Below are 18,809 nucleotides of genomic sequence, written 5' to 3' on the forward strand. Positions count from 1 at the left end.
TGGCGAAAACTCTTGCGGAGAACCGTGAAAGCGCGATCGGTGGAGCCGGTTGACGCGGCAACGCGGCATTTTCTACCATCGGGGCGGTACCCGGTCTGGCGCCCTGAGACGCGTCTTGTCGCAGCAGCTTCCTGCGTTGAGCCTTCCGGCTGCATTCACCGTCGCGGAGCCTGGCAATGCGCAGCCGTGACCGTCACCAAAATCCTCCGGGGAAGGACGAGGCTAACCCGCAGGATCGGATTCTTGCATCCTCGTGCTACTTTTCGGTGACGAGCATGTCCCGGAGCGCTATCGTCACCCGGACTCCAGGCGCGCCCCTTATCTCCGCCCCCTGAATTGCGGGAGCCGTAGCCAATAACGAGCGAATTCGATGAGCATATTATCCACGTCCGAAATGGATCCTGGTTTTGCCAGAATGAATTTGCCCGAGCTTCGGATCAACTACGATCCGATTGATCCGGATCAGTTCGATCGGCCGATCACCTCATTCTGCATCGAAACCGGTGAAGACAATGACGAGCTTCCGCTCCATTCACATAAGAAAGGGCAACTCGTTGTCGCTTCACATGGATCGGTGATGTGTCGTGCCCCCGGCGGACTATGGATCGTTCCGCCGCAGGGTGCCGTGTGGATACCGGCCGGCGTCATGCACAGCAATTGCGTCTCGGACAATGGTAAGGTCTACGTCGTCTTCATCGATCCGCAGGCGAGTACGCTTCCGAGCACGTGCTGCACATTCACGATATCATCGCTCGTCCGTGAACTTATACATCGGCTCTCCGTCTTTCCTCCCCTGTATCCGGTCGAGGGGCCGACCAGCCGGCTCGGACGCGTGCTGCTCGACGAATTGGTGCAGATGTCCACTGAACAGATGTACTTGCCCATCTCCACCGACAGCCGACTTCAGCATCTCGCGGCATCGCTGCTCAACGACCCCGGCGATCGCAGCACGATCGACGAACTAGCGACCAGATATGCGATGAGTGTCCGGACTTTCGCTCGCCTGGTGCTGAAAGAAACCGGGATGACGTTCGGACGCTGGCGACAGCGCCTTCACATCCTGGTCGCGCTGCAGAGGCTGTCTGCGGGATCTTCCGTTCAGGCCGTCTCGCTCGATCTGGGCTATGAAACCCCCAGCGCCTTCATAACCATGTTCAAGAAGGCAATGGGCAAGAGCCCCCGCCGCTTCCTTGCCGAGCGATCCAGCTTCGTAGGCCGTGAGCCCTTGGCTTGAAGACCTTCGCGCGGGGGACGCTGGCCCCAGCACCGCCCGCTGGGGCCGCAGCTCACGGCTTCTCCTACCGCGAATTGAATGGGACCAGAGGGTATTGGAGCGCAGCTTCGGCGACCGACTGCGGCGCCACCACGCGAGGCTTCCCGTTCTGCCCTTGGAGGATGGTCACGTCACTGCCCGTATTCTGGCCATTGGCGTCGAACTTGATCTTGCCGCTGGACATCAGGATAGGCGTCATGTCCGTTCCTTTAAGCGCGGCGTGGATCGCAGCGGACTCGGAAGAACCGGCGCGGCTTACGGCGTCCGCAACAATCTGAACAGCTTCGAAGGCACACCCCGAATTCCCGTCGACCCAGTCATTTGGATAATCGGATGCAAATCTCTTCAAGATCGCCTCGGCATCGGGCGCCTTCGGATTATACCACAAGGTGGAGAGTATCGCGCCGTCGCCGTACTTGCCCAACGCGTCATAGTACGCCTTGTCCTGCGCGCCATTCGAGTTGGGTGAGAAGATCATTTTGGGATTCCACCCCTGCTTGGTGCATTCCCGAATGATCATGATGGCGTCGTTGACACGCGTCACGGAGACCAACGCGTCCGCGCCTGACGCTTTGGCTTTTGCAACCTCGACCGAAAGATCCTTGGCTCTTTCATCATATGGAATATACTCGGCAATCCTGAGGGGCACTTCGACCTCCTTCCAGGCCTGATCGATGCTCGCCGCGGTCGACTGTCCCATCGTATTGTTGAGGTGCATGACGGCGGCGCTTGTTGGAGCGTCCTTGATCGAGGACAGGAGTGACTTCAGCTCCATGAGGGACTTCCTGACGATTGTCAGGGACGTCGGGTAATACCTGAACACCTCGGTGAATCCCTGAGAGGTCACCTGGGTCGCGCTCGCGATGTGAACGACCATAGGCACTTTTGCGGCCTCTGCGGCCTGAAGCGCGGAGATGGTTGCTCCGGAATCCCACGCGCCGATAAGTACCGTGCACCCCTGTCTGATCAGGTTCTCGGCGGCAATCCGTCCGTTTTCCGGCCGACTTTGCGTGTCCGCATGGATGACTTGCAGCTCTATACCGAACTTCTCCTTTGCGAACTTCGCACCGACATCGATGCCGCGTACGCAAGCCTGCCCCGGAAACGCCAGGACGCCACTGCTCGGATTGATTGCGCCGACACGCACCTTGGCCGGGGTGGCCGCTCTTGACTGCCACGATGCGAACCCGACTGCGGCGCCAATTCCGCTACCGATCAAGGACCGGCGGCTCAAACCGCTTTCGCTGTGCTTTCTCATTTCATTCCCCTTTGGTTGGCTGCAAGAATATCGATGCGGTCTGATAGCGCTCACTGAACGGTGAGGTGCTATCGCGCCAGGGACGTGCACTCGCGCTCGGCGCTTCACGAGATGCGCCGCCCGCGTGATTTGACTCAGGGTTTGATTTCCGCCTTGACGAGGTTGTCTTCGCTCTCGTCGTAGAGCGTATCGATCAATGGCCGATACCTCTCCATGATCTGCTTCCGACGCTTCTTCCGAGTCGGCGTCATCATGCCGTTCTCGGGAGAGAGCTCTTCCGGCAATATCCGGAACGCCTTGATCTGCTCGGCCCTGGCGAGCCGACCATTCGCCTTGCCGATCTCTGCTTCGATCATCCGCACCACGGTTTCGGAGTTCGCCAGTTCCGAGTACCGGTCGATCCGAAGACCGTGCGATCTGGCCCAATCCAACGTCGCGGTCGCGTTCACCTCGATCAGCGCGGTGAGGTACTTCTTTCCTTCTCCAAGTACAGCCGCCTCAGAGATAAACGGGCTGCGCCTGAGCTCGTTTTCGATCTGCGTCGGGCTGATGGACTTTCCGTTGGAAGTGTTGATGATCTCCTTTTTTCGATCGACCAGCCTGAAAAGGCCTGCCGAATCGACGTCCACGATGTCTCCGGTGTAGAGCCAGCCACCGCGCAGAGCGGATTTGGTCTCTTCCGGCTTATTCCAGTAACCGACAAAGAGTCCGGGTCCCCTGACAATCATTTCCCCGTCTTCGAGAACAGCGGTCTCCCAAGACGGATCCCGCAAAGGTACCCCCACGGTGCCGGCTTCCGGCCATTCCGCCATCTGCACCAGATTGGCGCCGACCAGCTCTGTCTGTCCGTAACATTCCTTCAGCTGCAATCCCCATAGCTGCCACAGCGACATGAGCTCGGGAGGCATCGCCGCAGACGAGGTGTATGTAACCGTGAGCTCCTCGAACCCGACCTCACAAAGCAGCGGACGGAAAACCTGTTGCTGACACACGGCAAAGAGGCCGGAAATGAACGTGTCTGGCACGCCTCCGGCCTGACGATCATCGAGGGCCTTGCGGGCGATGGTCATCGCGAGCTGATAGTCCTGCTTCTGCTTCTCGGACCCGGAGTGAACCTTGCTGAGGATCTGGGTGGCATAACGCTGGAAGAACCGCGGCGGCGCCATGAAGTAGGTCGGCTTCACTTCCTTGACGGTTTGAGCGAACTCTGCGCTGTTCTCGCCGAAATACGGCACCAGGCGGATGAGCAGAGGCAGTGTCGTTGCCTGTGCGCGTGCCACCGTGTGTGACATCGGCAGGTGCACGACGACACGGTGGACATCGGAGCGCAACTTCGACGTGAACAGGGTTACGCTGTGCGCACCGGCGAGCAGCGACAGATGGGTCAGCATCGCTCCCTTCGGAAATCCCGTCGTGCCGGACGTGTATCCGATGCTGGTCAGATCGCTCGCCTTTGCTTTTGCGACCTGCTCTCGCAGAAAGATGTCGGCGTCGACCGATGTTTCCCTCCAGAAGTCATGAAGAGAGACGACATTCGCCGGCCCGCCTGCCTTCTTCCACGCGGGATCGAGCACGATGATTCTTTTCAGCTGGTCAGCACGGCCCGATGCAAGGACGGTACCGAGCTGAAGTTCACTCCCGACGAACATGAACGACGTTCCGGAGTCGCCGAGATAATAGCCGACCTCCTCCGCCGATGAGGTGAAGTAGACCCCGACCATGATGCCGCCGGCACAAATGATCGCCATGTCCGCAAGAAGCCATTCCTGGGACACATCCCCCATGATCGCCGCGCGATCGCCGCGTTCGAATCCAGCCTTTTGCAGAGTGGCCGCCAACTTGGCCACCAGGTCCGAATACTGCTTCCAGGTCGTGGCGATCCACTCACCGCGACGTTTTTGCTTGAACGCGATCTCGTCAGAAAGCTCCACCCTCCGCTGGCTCAGGAGCTGCGGAATGGTCACGTCGGCGAGTTGGGCGCCTGACGCAAAACCCTCGGCGCTCACCTCAACGCTCCGCGAAGCGCTTGCGCTTTTCAGCGAAGGCGGCCACCGCATCGCGCCGGTCGGGCGCGGCAAAGGTGATCGTCTCGAGGGCGGTCGAGGTGTCCAGGAGCAGATGCGCGTACTGCTTGATGATCTTGTTCACGCAATACTTGGTCCAGATGATCGATTCTCTTGGGCCGCTCGCGAGCATCTCTGCGTACTCGATTGCAACATCCTTGACGTCCCTGTTCGTAATCACCTCGTTGATCATGCCGATGGACGCGGCCTTTTCCGCGGAGATGAAGTCACCGGTCATCAGGTAGTGCTTCGCACGGACGGGCCCGATCAACAGTGGCCACATCACCGCGCCGCCGTCGCCCGCGACCACACCTGCAGTAACATGCGTGTCGGCAAACCTCGCGGCCGGACTCGCGAATATGACATCGCAGAACAAGGCGAGGGTTGCCCCGAGACCGACCGCGACGCCGTTGACCGCAGCGATGATGGGCGCCTCGACTTCCAGCATGTTCCGGATCAGATGGCGTCCGCCCCGGGTCGGCGACGGGATCGGACTTTTGTCGAGCGTTTTCTGATCGCCGCCCGAACAGAACCCCCGTCCCGCCCCCGTCAGAACGATCGCGCGCACTGCCTTGTCCTCGTCCAGCTCGACGAAGACCCCCTCGAGCTCGCTGTGCATATCCCAATTGATGGCATTGAGGATCTCCGGCCGGTTCATCGTGACGATGGCGACACCGCTCGGCCGCTTCTCGACGATCAGATATTTGTAGTTCTGCTTCGACATGGCTATCTTCCGTTGGTTCCGGTTGGCTTACTTTTGTGGTCGCATGGCGCGGATCTGTCCGAGAATGTCTTCCGTCGGCCGGACGACATTGTTTCTGTCGTTGAAGTGGGGGATCACATAGCGGCCACACATGTCGATCGCTTCCATGATTTTCTCGTGATTGACGGAGTCGAGATGGAGAAGCACCTCGTCGACGCCCATCGCCTGGAACTTCTCGATCTGACGAATGACGGTGTCCGGGCTTCCGCAGACCGTTGTCGCGGAGTGGTTGAGCAAGTAGTCCCAGTCCTTTCCCGCGCGCTCCATGGCTGGCACGCTCTCGCTCATATACGCATAGTCGTCGGCGAGCTTCGCGAGACGGGGATAGGCGTCCGTTGAAATCCTCGCATAGTGCATGAGGGGCTCGGCGTAATCGTCCTTCGCTTTCTGATCGGTTGGCCCGATGCCGAAGAAAAGCGGGATGCCGATGCGTGGCCGATCGAGCGGGCCTTGCTCGTCACGCTTCCAGCCGCGACGGTAAGTGTTTAGAAGCTTTTCCTGGACCTCCCATCCCTGGTAGATGCAGTTGCTCATGACGGCGAGGCCTTCGGATCCGGCCCAGCTGTGGCTGCGCTCGCTGGTCGCAGCGATGCCGATGACCGGATGCGGCTTCTGCATCGGCTTGGGCACCAGCATCCGCGGCGGGATCTGATAGTACTTGCCCTCGAAGGTGAAGATATCTTCGCGCATCGATTTCTTCAGGAGCCCGATACCTTCCTCCATCTGAGCGAGAGTTTCGCTCGGATCAACGTTGAAGGCGCGCATGGCGATGGTCGTGTTGGCCCGGCCGGCGTAGAATTCCATGCGGCCATGCGACAGGATGTCGGTTACTGCCAATCGCTCCGCCGATCGCAAGGCATGATTGATCTTCTGGGGCATCAGCGTCACCGCTGACCTCAGCTTCACGCGCGAAGTAACGGCTGCAAGGTACCCGTAGACGACCTCCGGCGCGGAGCTCGAGATGCCGCCGAGTGCAACGTGTTGCTCGGAAAGCGCGACGCAGTCGAATCCGACCTTTTCCGCCAGACGCACCTCGTCCACGAGTTCATGGAGTCGGCGGGCATAGCTCTGCCCGACCTGGGTTTCTTGCTCCGACCAAAACCCGAACGTAAGTGCCATCTTCTGGATCCTCATGGAGTGTCAAGATGGCGAAGCATTTCATGGGCGCGGCAACATTTTTGTTCGAATGCGCCCCGCAGTTACATGACTTTCCAAATTTTGTGCTGTGAGCAGTCGACGCCTGCGTTTTTCGCGGCTAATGCCGCGCAACGTGGCGCGACAATCATTCTCGGCGTTCATCCGCGGAGGAGCATGAGAGATTCAGACAGCGTTGCTTTGGCTTCCAAACGAGACAGCCAGAAGATCTGCTATCGCCGCGAGACATCGCTCGCCGATCCGGGCCGTCGAGCCAAACGGGTCGCCGATGATGCCGTTGGCGGTGACGGACTTGATCCCGTTTCTCCACATTGCCTGAAGCTGCTCCTCGGATAGCGCACCGAGATGCCCGACCTCGAACCGATCGAGCCGAACGCTATCGGGGCGGAGCAACATCATGAGCGACGTCTCCGCGATATCGGCATGTCCTCCAACCGCATTCGGGTCACCACCCGCCTGCTCGACCGCGCTTCGCCATCTCTCGATCCAGGCGACTGCATCGCAGTACGCGTCGATCTCGACGTCTACCGGAACGGCGCTCCTCAGCCGGGGAAGCATGTCCCGGAGCGCGGGAAAATTCCCGATGTGGCCCGAGAACAGCAGAATGCGCCTGAAGCCGTGCCTCGCAAGACTTGTGCAATAATCCAGGCAGATCGATTCGAACGTCTCCGGACGAATGGATATCGTCCCCGGGAAGACGAGATGATGGGCTGAACAGCCGACCTTGATGGTGGGCGCGATCAGGGTGCGTCCTAGACACCGCGCCAGCCTTGCGGCGATGGCGTCTGCATGATCCGCATCCATGCAGAGCGGAAGGTGCGGTCCATGTTGCTCCACAGCTCCGCAGGGTATCAGGACGGTGGATGCCCCCGCAGCAAGGGCGGCCGATACCTGTTCGAAGCTCATCAGTTCAAGGCGGAGCTCGTCAGGCAATGCCGGTGCGGTCATTCACGCTTTCCTTGGCTGTTTCGACAGGAAGCGCGAACGCGCCTGTGCCGAACTATCGTCTACCAGATAGGCCGCGAGATCCTCGATCGTCACCGCCTCGAGCGCAGCATCGTCCATTTGGCCCGTCAGGTTCAGCGAATGCTTGATCGCCGCAAACAGCTTGCGCTCCTTTCCACGAAGATACCTGCATACCTCTCGGGCCCTCACCATCACTTCCGCGGTGCTTGCGATCTCGTTGATCGCCCCAATTTGGAGCGCCCTTTGAGCGTCGGTCAAGTCGCCCCAGTAGAGCAGTGCCTGCGCCTCACGAAGCCCAAGCTTCTGAACTGCCTTCCGGATTCCCTTGGCTGCAGGCAAGAGGCCGTGGTTGATCTCCGGAAATCCGATCTTGCATTCACGGTTCGCCACGACGTAGTCGGCGTGAAGAAGGAACTCCAAAGCCCCGCCGACGGCGTATCCACGCGCGGCACACACGAAGGGCGCTGGGTATCTCTCCATCTCGCAAAGAAGCGCGTGGAAGCTCCTCATCCGAGGCCGGGATATTTCGATGCCGGCGACCTCCTTTATGTCTCCGCCCGCGCTGAAGAAGCGCTCGCCCTGGCCGGTCAGGACAATGCCCGGCGGCGACATCTCGCGAGACAATGCGCGAAACGTGTCCAGCAGCCGGCCAACAAGGGCGTTATTCAATGCGTTCGCCGGCGGCCTGTTCATGGTCATGGTGACCACATCGCCGTCGCGTTCGATTAGAAGGGCGTCATCGGCTTCCATGGAAATAGCCTAAGCGAGGCCTTGTGGAATTGATTGCGGTACACCCTTTCCCCGCCGACGCTGCTCGGCACACATGGTCGTGCCGGGGCTATTTCGCGGCATCTTCTGCTGCGATCGCTCGACCGCCCTTTCGGACGGGCGCGATCCGCCATTCAGGACCGTTACAATCCAAGATAAGCGCGCTGAATCTCGGAATTGTTCAGCAACTCGTCGCTGGATCCGTGGAGCACGATTGAGCCGTTCTCCAGAACATAACCGCGATTGGCCAACGCAAGCGATTTCGCCACATTCTGCTCTACCAGCAGTACCGTGGCTCCCTGCTCGTGCAGGGACTTCACCACACGAAACATGACGTCCGTCAGGGCGGGCGACAACCCGATGGAAGGCTCGTCAAACATGACGACCTCGGGATTTGACATGATTGCACGGCCGATAGCCAGCATCTGCTGCTCGCCGCCCGACAGCGTACCGGCCAACTGCCCCCGGCGCTCCCGAAGCTTCTCAAACAACTGATAAACGAAGTCGAGCGTTTCGGACTGCCGGGCCTTCGCGCGCTTCAGCGCCCCTCCGAGGAGCAGGTTTTCTTCCACAGAAAGACTTCCGAAGATCTGCCGACCTTCCGCGACCTGGGCAATGCCGCGCTCGCAGATCTCCCATGGCGGCATCCCGGTGATATCAACACCGTTCATTCTGATGACACCGCTCGACGACCGAACGATGCCCGAGATTGATCTGATGAGTGAGGTCTTCCCTGCGCCGTTCGCGCCAACGACGCAGATCAATTCGCCTTTGTGGATCTGCAGGGAGACGCCGTTCAAAGCGCAGGATCCATCGTACGCGACGCAAAGTCCATCGATCGTCAAAAGCGCACCACTAAGCATGGAAGCCTGCCCCCAAATAGCTCTCGAGGACTTTCGGATCTGCAACCACCTCTTCGGGAGGTCCCTCTGCGATCTTGGCGCCGTGATGCAGCACCACCACACGCGAGGCCACTTCCATCACGATGCGCATGACGTGCTCGACAAGGAGGATCGTCAATCCACCTTCGGCAAGCTTCTGCAGTACGCCTACAATACCCGCAGCTTCAGTCGGTCGCAGACCCGCCATAACCTCGTCCAGCAACAGCAATTTTGGCCTGGTCGATAACGCCTTGGCCGTCTCCAGCATTTTCCGGTCCGGTAGCGTCAATTGATCCGTCCTCGCGTGGGCCTTGGCGGCCAGACCAACGCTTTCAAGACACTCGTACGCCTTCGATCTGGCCTCGCTTACGTTTCTGGTCCAGCTGAAGGCTCCGATCATGGCATTCTCAAGCACCGACATCTCACGCATCGGCCGCACGATCTGAAATGTTCGCGCGATACCCATCCTGCAAACAGTCTCGGGTGGCGAATTGTCGATCTGGCGGCCTTCGAACAGCACCCGGCCGCTGGTCGGCTTCAGGGCACCAGCGACCAGGTTGAAGCATGTCGTCTTTCCCGCTCCATTCGGTCCAATCAGCGCTGTGATCCGCCCCGCTCGAAGTGAGAAGCTTACATTCTTCACCGCGACCAAGCCTCCGAACGATCGGGACAGGTTCTCGACCTCAAGCAGGGTTGTCATTCTTCGACCTTTCGGGACTGCCACAGCCATGCCGTGGGTGGCGCCTGGATAGCTTTGCAAAGGCGCACAATCGCCGGCCAGATGCCGTCTGGCAGGAACCAGACGACCGAGATCAGGACAACACCGTAGGTAATATTGTTCAGTCCCGGGATCCGAAGACTGTCGCCGAGCGCGCTCATCAAGTGATTGAGCGGAATCGCGGCGAGCGACCCGACCAGCGGACCGAACGTAGTCCCCAGCCCCCCGACCACGGGCCCTATCAGGACGTCTACCGATAGCCCCATCCCCATGATCGAGTCCGGGAATATCGACCCTTGCACGAGCGCCAGAACTCCACCGCCCGCGGCGGCCGTTGCAGCCGATATCGAGATCACGAGAATCTTGTGCTGGAAGGTCCGGACGCCGAGCGCGCGTGCGGCCGATTCGTCGTCGCGCATCGCCCGCCATACGTATCCGAGGTAGGATCGTGAAATAAGTTCGGTTCCGATTATTCCCAACGCCGCCAGTGCAAGCGCGACGAAGTAGTAGAAGCGGGCATCGCCGCGAAGCATGGAGATCTCAATCCCGCCTGTTGGCGCAGGAAAGAACAATCCCTGCATTGCGCCCACGAATTCCCAGCCACTGAACATGATCCTGGCGAACTCGGCGGCGGCAATCGTAAGCAGCGCGAAATAGATACCGCGAACCTCGAACCGGAAGCTCAACCATGCGATCGACCCGCCAACGGATCCGGCGAGGATCATTCCGGTCAAGAGCCCGACCCATGGCGAAATGCCGTACTTTACGTAGAGGACGCCGACGGAATAGGCTCCCAGCCCGACAAAAAGGGCGTGACCAATCGATAGCTGCCCGCCGATCCCAAGCATCAAGTTCCAGGACTGTCCGAGGAAGGTGAACAACAATACGATCGTCATCAGCGAGATGATGTACGGGTTTGCCAGCATCCCGACTAATCCCAGGACAGCGAAGACCGTTATTCCGGCAAGCCACCGTGTCCTTTCCAGCCCACGATCAAATTTCTTTTGCACCAAAAAACCCCCTCGGACGGAAAACCAGGATGATGATCAGGAGCGCGTAAGGAAGCGCCGTCTTCATCGAAGGCGTGAACATCAACGCCGCGATTGCCTCGGCGACGCCGATCACCAGACCTCCGAGGAGTGCTCCGCCAAAGCTGCCGAGCCCGCCCACGATGACCGTCACGAATGCAAGGAGAGTGAAATCGACGGCGAGATATGGTTGAGCGTCGAACAGGGGAGAAATCAGGGCGCCGGCGACCCCTGCGCAAGCTGCGCCGATGCCAAAGGTAACCGCATAGACTCGTGGAATGTTCAGTCCAACGATGAGACCGCCCAAACGATTGTCCGCCGCCGCCCGCAGCGAGCGGCCGAACGGGGAGAACTTCAGATACGCTCCAAGCAGAGCTATAAGCAGCCCGGCGGTCGCTGCCGCCTGCACTCTCGCCAGGTCGAGCGTCACAAGGCCGAGAGATACGGTCTGAAACGACAGCTGCGAGGCAGTTGGACGCGGATCCGGCCCGAACGCGACCAACAGGGTTCCGCTAAAGAGCAACGACAGGCCGATGAAAACAATGAATTGATAGTGATGCGGCCGGTTCACGAACCGCTTTACGATCAGCGTTTCCAAAAGATATCCGAAGACGAACATCACGACCGCAGCGATTGCTGCCGCCGCGATGATTGGGACGTTCCACAGACGAACCGTCCAGTAGCCGATGTAGACACCGAACACGACCATCTCGCCGTGCGCAAAATTTACGACGCGCATGACGCCAAATATGATGGTCAGGCCCAACGCGACGAGGCCGTAAACGAGACCGAGCAGAATGCCGCTCGCAAGAACATTGAGCCAGAGCGAGAGCATCAGCAAGCACTGACTGGCGCGAGCGAATGCCGCGTATTGGACACTGCAATGCGCGGGGAAGCCGCTACCCGCAGCTGGCCGCGCTCGGCCGGGATCGAGACCATTCCGGCGTTTAACTCCCACCTGATCCGGTCACCGACCATGGTCCCCCGCATTGATATTTCTCCCGCATTTGTGACAGATATCTTCTTGGCTGCCGGACGCTATGAGCCGTTGCTTCGCATTCTCGGTCGGCGTCCGGGCGCTATTCTCACTGAGTCCGACACTCATTCGGCAGCCCATGCGCTGGACCTTCTAACGCTTCGGTACGGTGAATTCGCCGTTTACGTAGACAAGCGGCTCGCGATCGAGGTTGGTTGTTTGGGCAACAACCTCGCCGACGAAGATCGTATGGCTGCCGGCATCGTACGAACCGGACACGCGACAGTCGAAGCTGCAAATTGCCTCGATGAGGCTGGGCGCACCTGTCGTGAGTTGACGCCACAAACCGTCAGCAAAGCGTATGTCGCCCTTGCTTCCGTCCTGCCCGGCAAACTTTTTTGCCAGCTCAGCGTGATCCGCCGTGAGAATGTTCCAGCAGAATGATCCGCTCTGCTTGATTGTGTCGTGGCCGCCGGCGGACTTGTTGACGCAAACGAGCACGCTCGATGGTTCGGTTGACAATGAGCACCCGGCCGTCAACGTCAAACCGTGCCTGCCCGGTCGCACGCCCGTCGTCACGATAGATACCGCACCGGGCACGTTGCGCATTGCGCTCCGGAATTCCGCGCTGCTGAACACCGGGGATGGTTGGTTTGGCATCGGTGACACTCGGAAGTTCATGGTGATAGGTTCCCGCAAATACTCAGACCGAATGTCCGGAGCCGGCTAGCCGCCCTGCTTGTTCGACGCCTGAAAGAGCTGGATCGTGTTGTTTTGCGGATCCTTCAAGCAAGCCACACGGCCATGCGTCCCCATGTCCCGCACTTCGCCGAAAACCTCGGCTCCCAGGGTGCGAGCCCGATCGAGCGCCAGCTCCAGATCATCCACTTCAAACACGACGACCGCGTTCCGAGCGCTTTCGGAGGCCGACTCTCCCGGGCCCGCGATGCAGAAGGCGGCCTTCTCTCCGGCGAATTGAACCCATTTGGCGCCGTCGGCGAAGCGGATCGTCAGTCCAAGCCCTTCATAGAAGCCGGCTAACGCTTCAGGTTCCTGGGCGGTAAGATAGATGTGCTTGAGCTTCATCCTTTGCTTTCAATTCCGAGCCCACTTTCAATCCATGACCTGCGGCCACGCTTGTCTGATGATACTTGCGCCGCCCGGTCGGCATTAATGTTCGAAGTTTTCACCGCGCGCATCGCCAATCAGCATATTGTGCTGCAGGCCATCGGGGTCGGGTATTTAGTTTCCAGCGCATGCGACGACGAGAGACGATTCATGGCGTCATTCGAAACCTTGCGGCTTTTTCGGCAGAGCGTTCGGGCGCGCATCATCGCTTGCGCCGGTTGCGATTTGCCTGGCGCTGATCCGTTGATCATCCACGTGAACCCGCTGCCACTGAGCGCTTGCGCAGCTCGCGAGCTATCCGATGACCGAATTTTCCGCTATTGGACCCTGCCGGCGCATTCGCGCGTCTGCGAACAAGCTCGATTCTTGGGCCGTCGCATGTCGCATGAACAAGGCTTTCAGGATGCTCGCGTCATCGTGTCGTGGAACGACGCTTCGCGTTGATGTGGCGCCGACTGAAAGCCAGATGCGGGCGCAAATCGACCTTGATCGCCCGCAGCCCGTTGCACATGAGGCGGTCGCCCTTTTCCCGCCTTGGGTTAACCGACATATCCTTACGGTAGAATGCGAAGATCGCGATCCCTGATTGTCACGCGAACTCCAGGATCAGCGCGTCGACCGCAAGCGTAGCGCCCGCGGCGGCGTGGATCTTCTTGACCGTGCCGTCACGCTCGGCGCGCAGCACGTTCTGCATCTTCATGGCTTCGACCACCGCCAGGGTCTCGCCGGCCTTGACCTCCTGCCCCTCGGTCACCGCGATCGACACCACGAGACCGGGCATCGGGCACAGCAACTTCTTGCCGGTGTCGGCGGCCGAGACCACCGGCATCAGCCGCGCCGAGGTCGCCTCGGTCTCGGTGAAGACATAGACCGGGACCTCAAAACCCTGATGCGCGAGGCGGAAGCCGTTGTTGATCGCCCGCACCTGCACGGCGACAAAATTGCCGTCGACGGTGCCCTGCCAGACCGGCTCGCCCGGCACCCAGCCCGACACCAGATTGTGCGGATTGCCGGGCAGCCCGTCAGCGCCGACGAAGCGCACCGCGATGGCATCACCCTCGCGCGCGACGTCGAGCGCGATCTCGGCGCGATCGAGCCACACCGCGCGGCGGCGCTCGCGCAGCACCACGCGGCCGCCCATCTGGCCGGAGATCTGCCGCTTGCGCTCGCCCAGCACGTGATCGATGGCGGCGCCGACCGCGGCCAGCCGCCGCGCGATCTCGCCCTCGGGCGCGCGCGCCGAAAACCCCTTGGGGAATTCCTCAGCGATGAAGCCGGTCGAGAGCCGGCCCTCGCGCCAGCGCGGATGGTTCATCAACGCCGACAGGAACGGAATGTTGTGCCGGATGCCGTCGACATAGAACGCGTCGAGCGCGGTCGCCTGCGCCTCGATCGCCGCGGCACGCGACGGGGCGTGGGTGACGAGCTTGGCGATCATCGGATCGTAGTGGATCGAGATCTCGCCGCCTTCCTGCACGCCGGTGTCGTTGCGGATCGTGATGCCGTCATGGCTGGCTTCGGCCGGCGGACGGTATTTCACCAGGCGCCCGATCGACGGCAGGAAGTTGCGGAACGGATCCTCGGCATAGACGCGGGATTCCACCGCCCAGCCGGTCAGCGTCACGTCCTTCTGCGCGATCGCGAGCTTCTCGCCGGCGGCGACGCGGATCATCTGCTCGACGAGGTCGATGCCGGTGATCAATTCGGTGACGGGATGCTCGACCTGCAGGCGGGTGTTCATCTCCAGGAAGTAGAAGCTCTTGTCCTGGCCGGCGACGAATTCCACGGTGCCGGCCGAATCGTAGTTCACGGCCTTGGCCAGCGCGACGGCCTGCTCGCCCATCTTGCGGCGGGTGGTCTCATCGAGCAGCGGCGACGGCGCCTCCTCGATGACCTTCTGGTTGCGGCGCTGGATCGAGCACTCGCGCTCGCCGAGATAGATCACATTGCCATGCTTGTCGCCGAGCACCTGGATCTCGATGTGCCGGGGATCGACGATGAATTTCTCGATGAAGACGCGGTCGTCGCCGAACGACGATTTCGCCTCGGCCTTGGCGAGGTTGAAGCCTTCGGCGACCTCCGCCTTCGAATGCGCGATGCGCATGCCCTTGCCGCCGCCGCCGGCGGAGGCCTTGATCATCACGGGGTAGCCGATCTCGTCGGCGATCTGGACGGCGTGCTTGTCGTCCTCGATGACGCCGAGATGACCCGGCACGGTCGAGACCTTGGCCTTCGCAGCGGCCTTCTTGGATTCGATCTTGTCGCCCATCGCGGCGATGGCGCCGGGGTTCGGACCGATGAAGACGATGCCGGCGGCTTCCAGCGCGCGCGGAAACGCCTCGCGCTCGGACAGGAAGCCGTAGCCGGGATGCACCGCCTGCGCGCCGGTCTTGCGGCAGGCCTCGACGATCTTGTCGATCAGAAGATAGCTCTCGGCTGCGGCGGGCGGGCCGATCAACACGGCCTCATCGGCCATCTCGACATGCAGCGCATCGCGGTCGGCCTCGGAATAGACGGCGACCGTCTCAATCCCCATACGGCGCGCAGTCTTGATGACCCGGCAGGCGATCTCGCCGCGGTTGGCGATCAGAATTCGTTTGAACATGCTTTGATCACAACGGCAGATTGTCGTGCTTCTTCACGGGGATCTCGACCTTCTTGTCCTTCAGCATCGCCAGCGCCCGCGCGATCCGCCGCCTTGTCGAATGCGGCATGATGACGTCGTCGATATAGCCGCGTTCGGCGGCGATGAAGGGGGACAGGAAGCGGTCTTCGTATTCCTTGGTGCGGGCGGCGATCTTGTCGGGGTCGCCGATGTCAGCGCGGAAGATGATCTCGACCGCGCCCTTGGCGCCCATCACGGCGATCTGCGCGGTCGGCCAGGCGTAGTTCATGTCGGCGCCGATTTCCTTTGACGCCATGACGTCGAAGGCACCGCCATAGGCCTTGCGGGTGATGATGGTGACGAGCGGCACCGTGCACTGCGAGTATGCGAACAGCAGCTTGGCGCCGTGCTTGATCAGGCCGCCATATTCTTGGCTCGTACCCGGCAGGAAGCCCGGCACGTCGACGAAGGTGACGATCGGGATGTTGAAGGCATCGCAGAACCGGACGAAGCGCGCGGCCTTGCGTGAGGCGTCGCTGTCGAGCACGCCCGCCAGCACCATCGGCTGGTTGGCGACGAAGCCGACGGTGCGGCCGGCGATGCGGCCGAAGCCGGTGACGATGTTCCTGGCGAAGGTCTCCGAGATCTCGAAGAAGTCGCCCTCGTCGACGACCTTCAGGATCAATTCCTTCATGTCGTAGGGCTTGTTCGGATTGTCGGGGATCAGCGTGTCCAAGGACATATCGACCCGCCCGATGTCGTCGAAGCTCGGCCATTCCGGCACGCCGTCGGTGTTGTTCGAGGGAAGGAAGTCGATCAGGCGGCGCATCTGGAGCAGCGCGTCGACGTCGTTCTCGAACGCGCCGTCGGCGATCGAGGAGCGCGTGGCGTGCACCGAGGCGCCGCCGAGCTCCTCGGCGGTCACCACCTCGTTGGTGACGGTCTTCACCACGTCGGGGCCGGTGACGAACATGTAGCTGGTGTTCTTGACCATGAAGATGAAATCGGTCATCGCGGGCGAATAGACATCGCCGCCGGCACAGGGGCCCATGATGACGGAGATCTGCGGGATCACGCCCGAAGCCTGCACGTTGCGGCGGAACACGTAGGAATAGCCCGCGAGCGCCGCGACGCCCTCCTGAATGCGCGCGCCGCCGGCGTCATAGAGGCCGATGATCGGCGCCCTCGCCTTCATCGCCATGTCCTGAAGTTTCGTGATCTTCAGCGCGTGGGTTTCAGAGAGTGAGCCGCCGAACACCGTAAAGTCCTTGGCAAAGACAAACGTCTTGCGGCCGTTGACCGTACCCCAGCCCGTGACGACGCCGTCGCCGGGGATCCTGGTCTTCTCCATGCCGAACTCGATCGAGCGGTGCTCAACGAACATGTCGAATTCCTCGAACGAGCCCTTGTCCAGCAGGAGCTCGATCCGCTCGCGGGCGGTCAGCTTGCCGCGGGCGTGCTGCGCCTCGATGCGCTTTTCGCCGCCGCCCCGTCTTGCGCCGGCGCGACGTTCTTCAAGAGCTTCAATTGTGGAGATCACACAACACCCCTAGTGGATCCGCGAGCAGGTCTCACCCCGCCATACACAAGCGATCCGAGACCTGAGAAGGCTTGAAGACGCACATTTGTACGTGTTACAGACTTGCAAATAGTAAATTGCGAAGTTGCAAATGGCAGGAAAGCTTTATATCGGTCGGAGGTTCCGCGAGGTAAGGGAGAGCAAAATGCTCACCCAGGCGGCGTTCGCGGAGCGGCTGGGTATCTCGCTCAGTTACCTGAACCAGATCGAGAACAATCAGCGGCCGGTCTCCGCCTCCGTACTGGTGCTGCTCGCCGAAAAGTTTCAGGTCGACCTGAGCTCTTTGTCGCTTAACGACAGTGACAAGATCATTTCGATGCTGGCCGAGTCGTTGGCTGATCCGATCTTCGCTTCCTACACGCCCAGCATACAAGAGTTGAAACTGGTGGTTCAGAACGCCCCCGGTTTTGCTCAAGCGCTCCTGAACGCGCATCAGGCATATCGGCGCAACAGCGAGCAGCTCGCCAGCCTGGATGGCCAGATCGCCAACCTGGCGGGAGAACCGACGGCTTACGAGGAAGTTCGCGATTTCTTTCACCTAGTCGACAACTACGTCCATGAGTTGGATACAGCGGCCGAGACTCTTGCTGACCGGCTGAATATTCCCGACAGCAACGCGACAACGGCGTTGATCAGCTACCTGGGATCGAAACATGGCGTGCAAATTCGCCAGAGCGGTCCGAACGAGACTTCATTGCGACAATTCGATCGCGCATCGCGTACGCTGTTTCTGAGCCAATATCTGCCGACACCAACCCGGACCTTCCAGATTGCCCTGCAAATCGCGGCTCTTGAAGAAGAAGAACGGATTGGTCAGATTGCAGATAAAGCGACATTTCGATCAGTCGATGCACGAAACGTGTGCGCGGCCGGATTGCGAAACTATTTTGCAGGCGCTCTCGTTCTACCGTACCAACGATTCCTGAAATCCGCTCAAGAGCTGCGGCACGATCTCGAATTGCTCGCGACCAGGTTCGACGCAAGCCTGGAGCAGGTTGCTCATCGCCTGTCTACGCTTCAACGGCAAGGCTCGAAGGGTGTACCCGTGTTCTTCGCCCGATTGGACCGCGCCGGAAACATCACCAAACGCCACAGCGCGGCAAAACTGCAATTTGCGCGCTACGGAGCCGCCTGCCCGCTCTGGAATGCGCACCAGGCGTTCGAGGCCCCAAGCCAAATCATTCGGCAACTCGCCGAGACACCGGACGGCATCCGATTTCTTTGCATCGCAACCGAACTTTCGAAAGGCCGGGGCGGCTTCGGCTCTCCTCGTCCACGCTACGCCATCGCGCTGGGATGCGAAGTCTCCTATGCAAAAGATTTCGTATATGCAGACGGGCTCGACCTCACAAGCAAAGGCACTTACGATCCGATCGGAATTTCTTGTCGAATCTGCGAGCGGACCAACTGTTCTCAACGGGCGATCCCGCCGCTCAAGAGCAGATTGAGAATAGACCGCGATCGCAGGGACATACTGCCCTACCAATTACCCGGCTAGGCCCGTCGACGACAAAGCCGGGCCCCCGATTGCGGGCTGGGCAGGACACAGGTTCAGTTCCCGCGACCAAATCAGTGCACAGATTGCAATCGCGTTGCTCATCACGACGGCAGCAGGCGCCGGCGCGCAAGCCACATGTTCGGGCAGCAA

The 18,809-nt window shown here is 60.5% G+C and carries 17 protein-coding genes; 3 read left to right on the forward strand and 14 right to left on the reverse strand.

Going from position 1 to position 18,809, the window contains the following annotated elements; all coding sequences use genetic code 11:
* Positions 1–370 precede the first annotated feature (370 nt).
* The gene (locus AC1VNY_RS19070; RefSeq protein WP_249137711.1) at positions 371–1,234 is read left to right on the forward strand and encodes an AraC family transcriptional regulator; all 864 of its coding nucleotides are present in this window, start codon (positions 371–373) and stop codon (positions 1,232–1,234) included.
* Positions 1,235–1,298: 64 nt separating this feature from the next.
* On the opposite strand, the gene AC1VNY_RS19075 is transcribed toward AC1VNY_RS19070, so the two are convergent.
* From AC1VNY_RS19075 to AC1VNY_RS19130, 12 genes are all read right to left on the reverse strand, one after another.
* Complete coding sequence (locus AC1VNY_RS19075) at positions 1,299–2,531, reverse strand: ABC transporter substrate-binding protein (protein ID WP_482406358.1); 1,233 nt, start codon at positions 2,529–2,531, stop codon at positions 1,299–1,301.
* A 134-nt stretch (positions 2,532–2,665) separates the two neighbouring features.
* On the reverse strand, positions 2,666–4,537 hold the full coding sequence (locus AC1VNY_RS19080) for an AMP-dependent synthetase/ligase (RefSeq protein ID WP_482406359.1): 1,872 nt from the start codon (positions 4,535–4,537) through the stop codon (positions 2,666–2,668).
* A gap of 1 nt (position 4,538) precedes the next feature.
* Positions 4,539–5,318: an enoyl-CoA hydratase/isomerase family protein gene (locus tag AC1VNY_RS19085; RefSeq protein ID WP_482406360.1), complete on the reverse strand. Its 780-nt coding sequence runs from the start codon at positions 5,316–5,318 to the stop codon at positions 4,539–4,541.
* A 27-nt stretch (positions 5,319–5,345) separates the two neighbouring features.
* Entirely contained in the window at positions 5,346–6,476 is a 1,131-nt protein-coding gene (locus tag AC1VNY_RS19090; protein WP_482406361.1) for an LLM class flavin-dependent oxidoreductase, read from the reverse strand.
* Between the two features lie 201 nt (positions 6,477–6,677).
* Positions 6,678–7,460 carry a creatininase family protein gene (locus AC1VNY_RS19095; RefSeq protein WP_482406362.1) on the reverse strand — a complete coding sequence of 261 codons (783 nt, stop codon included), beginning with the start codon at positions 7,458–7,460 and terminating at the stop codon, positions 6,678–6,680.
* On the reverse strand, positions 7,461–8,228 hold the full coding sequence (locus AC1VNY_RS19100; RefSeq protein ID WP_482406363.1) for an enoyl-CoA hydratase/isomerase family protein: 768 nt from the start codon (positions 8,226–8,228) through the stop codon (positions 7,461–7,463). It lies immediately after the preceding gene.
* A 161-nt stretch (positions 8,229–8,389) separates the two neighbouring features.
* Positions 8,390–9,046, reverse strand: a complete 657-nt coding sequence (locus AC1VNY_RS19105; RefSeq protein WP_482406364.1) for an ABC transporter ATP-binding protein — start codon at positions 9,044–9,046, stop codon at positions 8,390–8,392.
* A gap of 55 nt (positions 9,047–9,101) precedes the next feature.
* Positions 9,102–9,827: an ABC transporter ATP-binding protein gene (locus AC1VNY_RS19110; RefSeq protein WP_482406365.1), complete on the reverse strand. Its 726-nt coding sequence runs from the start codon at positions 9,825–9,827 to the stop codon at positions 9,102–9,104.
* Positions 9,824–10,771 (reverse strand): branched-chain amino acid ABC transporter permease, encoded by a 948-nt coding sequence (locus tag AC1VNY_RS19115; protein ID WP_482406366.1) that lies wholly within the window; start codon positions 10,769–10,771, stop codon positions 9,824–9,826. Before AC1VNY_RS19115 ends, AC1VNY_RS19110 begins: the two co-directional genes overlap by 4 nt.
* A gap of 67 nt (positions 10,772–10,838) precedes the next feature.
* Positions 10,839–11,708 (reverse strand): branched-chain amino acid ABC transporter permease, encoded by an 870-nt coding sequence (locus AC1VNY_RS19120; protein WP_482406416.1) that lies wholly within the window; start codon positions 11,706–11,708, stop codon positions 10,839–10,841.
* 294 nt (positions 11,709–12,002) lie between these two features.
* A complete protein-coding gene (locus tag AC1VNY_RS19125; protein ID WP_246783601.1) occupies positions 12,003–12,530 on the reverse strand; it encodes a flavin reductase family protein in 528 nt (175 codons plus the stop codon).
* 45 nt (positions 12,531–12,575) lie between these two features.
* Entirely contained in the window at positions 12,576–12,935 is a 360-nt protein-coding gene (locus AC1VNY_RS19130) for a VOC family protein (protein WP_482406367.1), read from the reverse strand.
* Between the two features lie 87 nt (positions 12,936–13,022).
* On the opposite strand from AC1VNY_RS19130, the gene AC1VNY_RS19135 reads away from it, so the two are divergent.
* Entirely contained in the window at positions 13,023–13,421 is a 399-nt protein-coding gene (locus AC1VNY_RS19135) for a hypothetical protein (RefSeq protein ID WP_482406368.1), read from the forward strand.
* 145 nt (positions 13,422–13,566) lie between these two features.
* Here the strand turns inward: AC1VNY_RS19135 and AC1VNY_RS19140 are convergent, their stop codons facing one another.
* Both AC1VNY_RS19140 and AC1VNY_RS19145 read right to left on the reverse strand, forming a co-directional pair.
* Positions 13,567–15,582 carry an acetyl-CoA carboxylase biotin carboxylase subunit gene (locus AC1VNY_RS19140; RefSeq protein ID WP_482406369.1) on the reverse strand — a complete coding sequence of 672 codons (2,016 nt, stop codon included), beginning with the start codon at positions 15,580–15,582 and terminating at the stop codon, positions 13,567–13,569.
* 7 nt (positions 15,583–15,589) lie between these two features.
* Complete coding sequence (locus AC1VNY_RS19145) at positions 15,590–17,119, reverse strand: acyl-CoA carboxylase subunit beta (protein WP_482406417.1); 1,530 nt, start codon at positions 17,117–17,119, stop codon at positions 15,590–15,592.
* A 133-nt stretch (positions 17,120–17,252) separates the two neighbouring features.
* On the opposite strand from AC1VNY_RS19145, the gene AC1VNY_RS19150 reads away from it, so the two are divergent.
* Entirely contained in the window at positions 17,253–18,659 is a 1,407-nt protein-coding gene (locus AC1VNY_RS19150; RefSeq protein ID WP_482406370.1) for a helix-turn-helix domain-containing protein, read from the forward strand.
* The last annotated feature ends 150 nt before the right edge of the window (positions 18,660–18,809 follow it).

It is taken from the genome of Bradyrhizobium ferriligni (assembly GCF_056837965.1).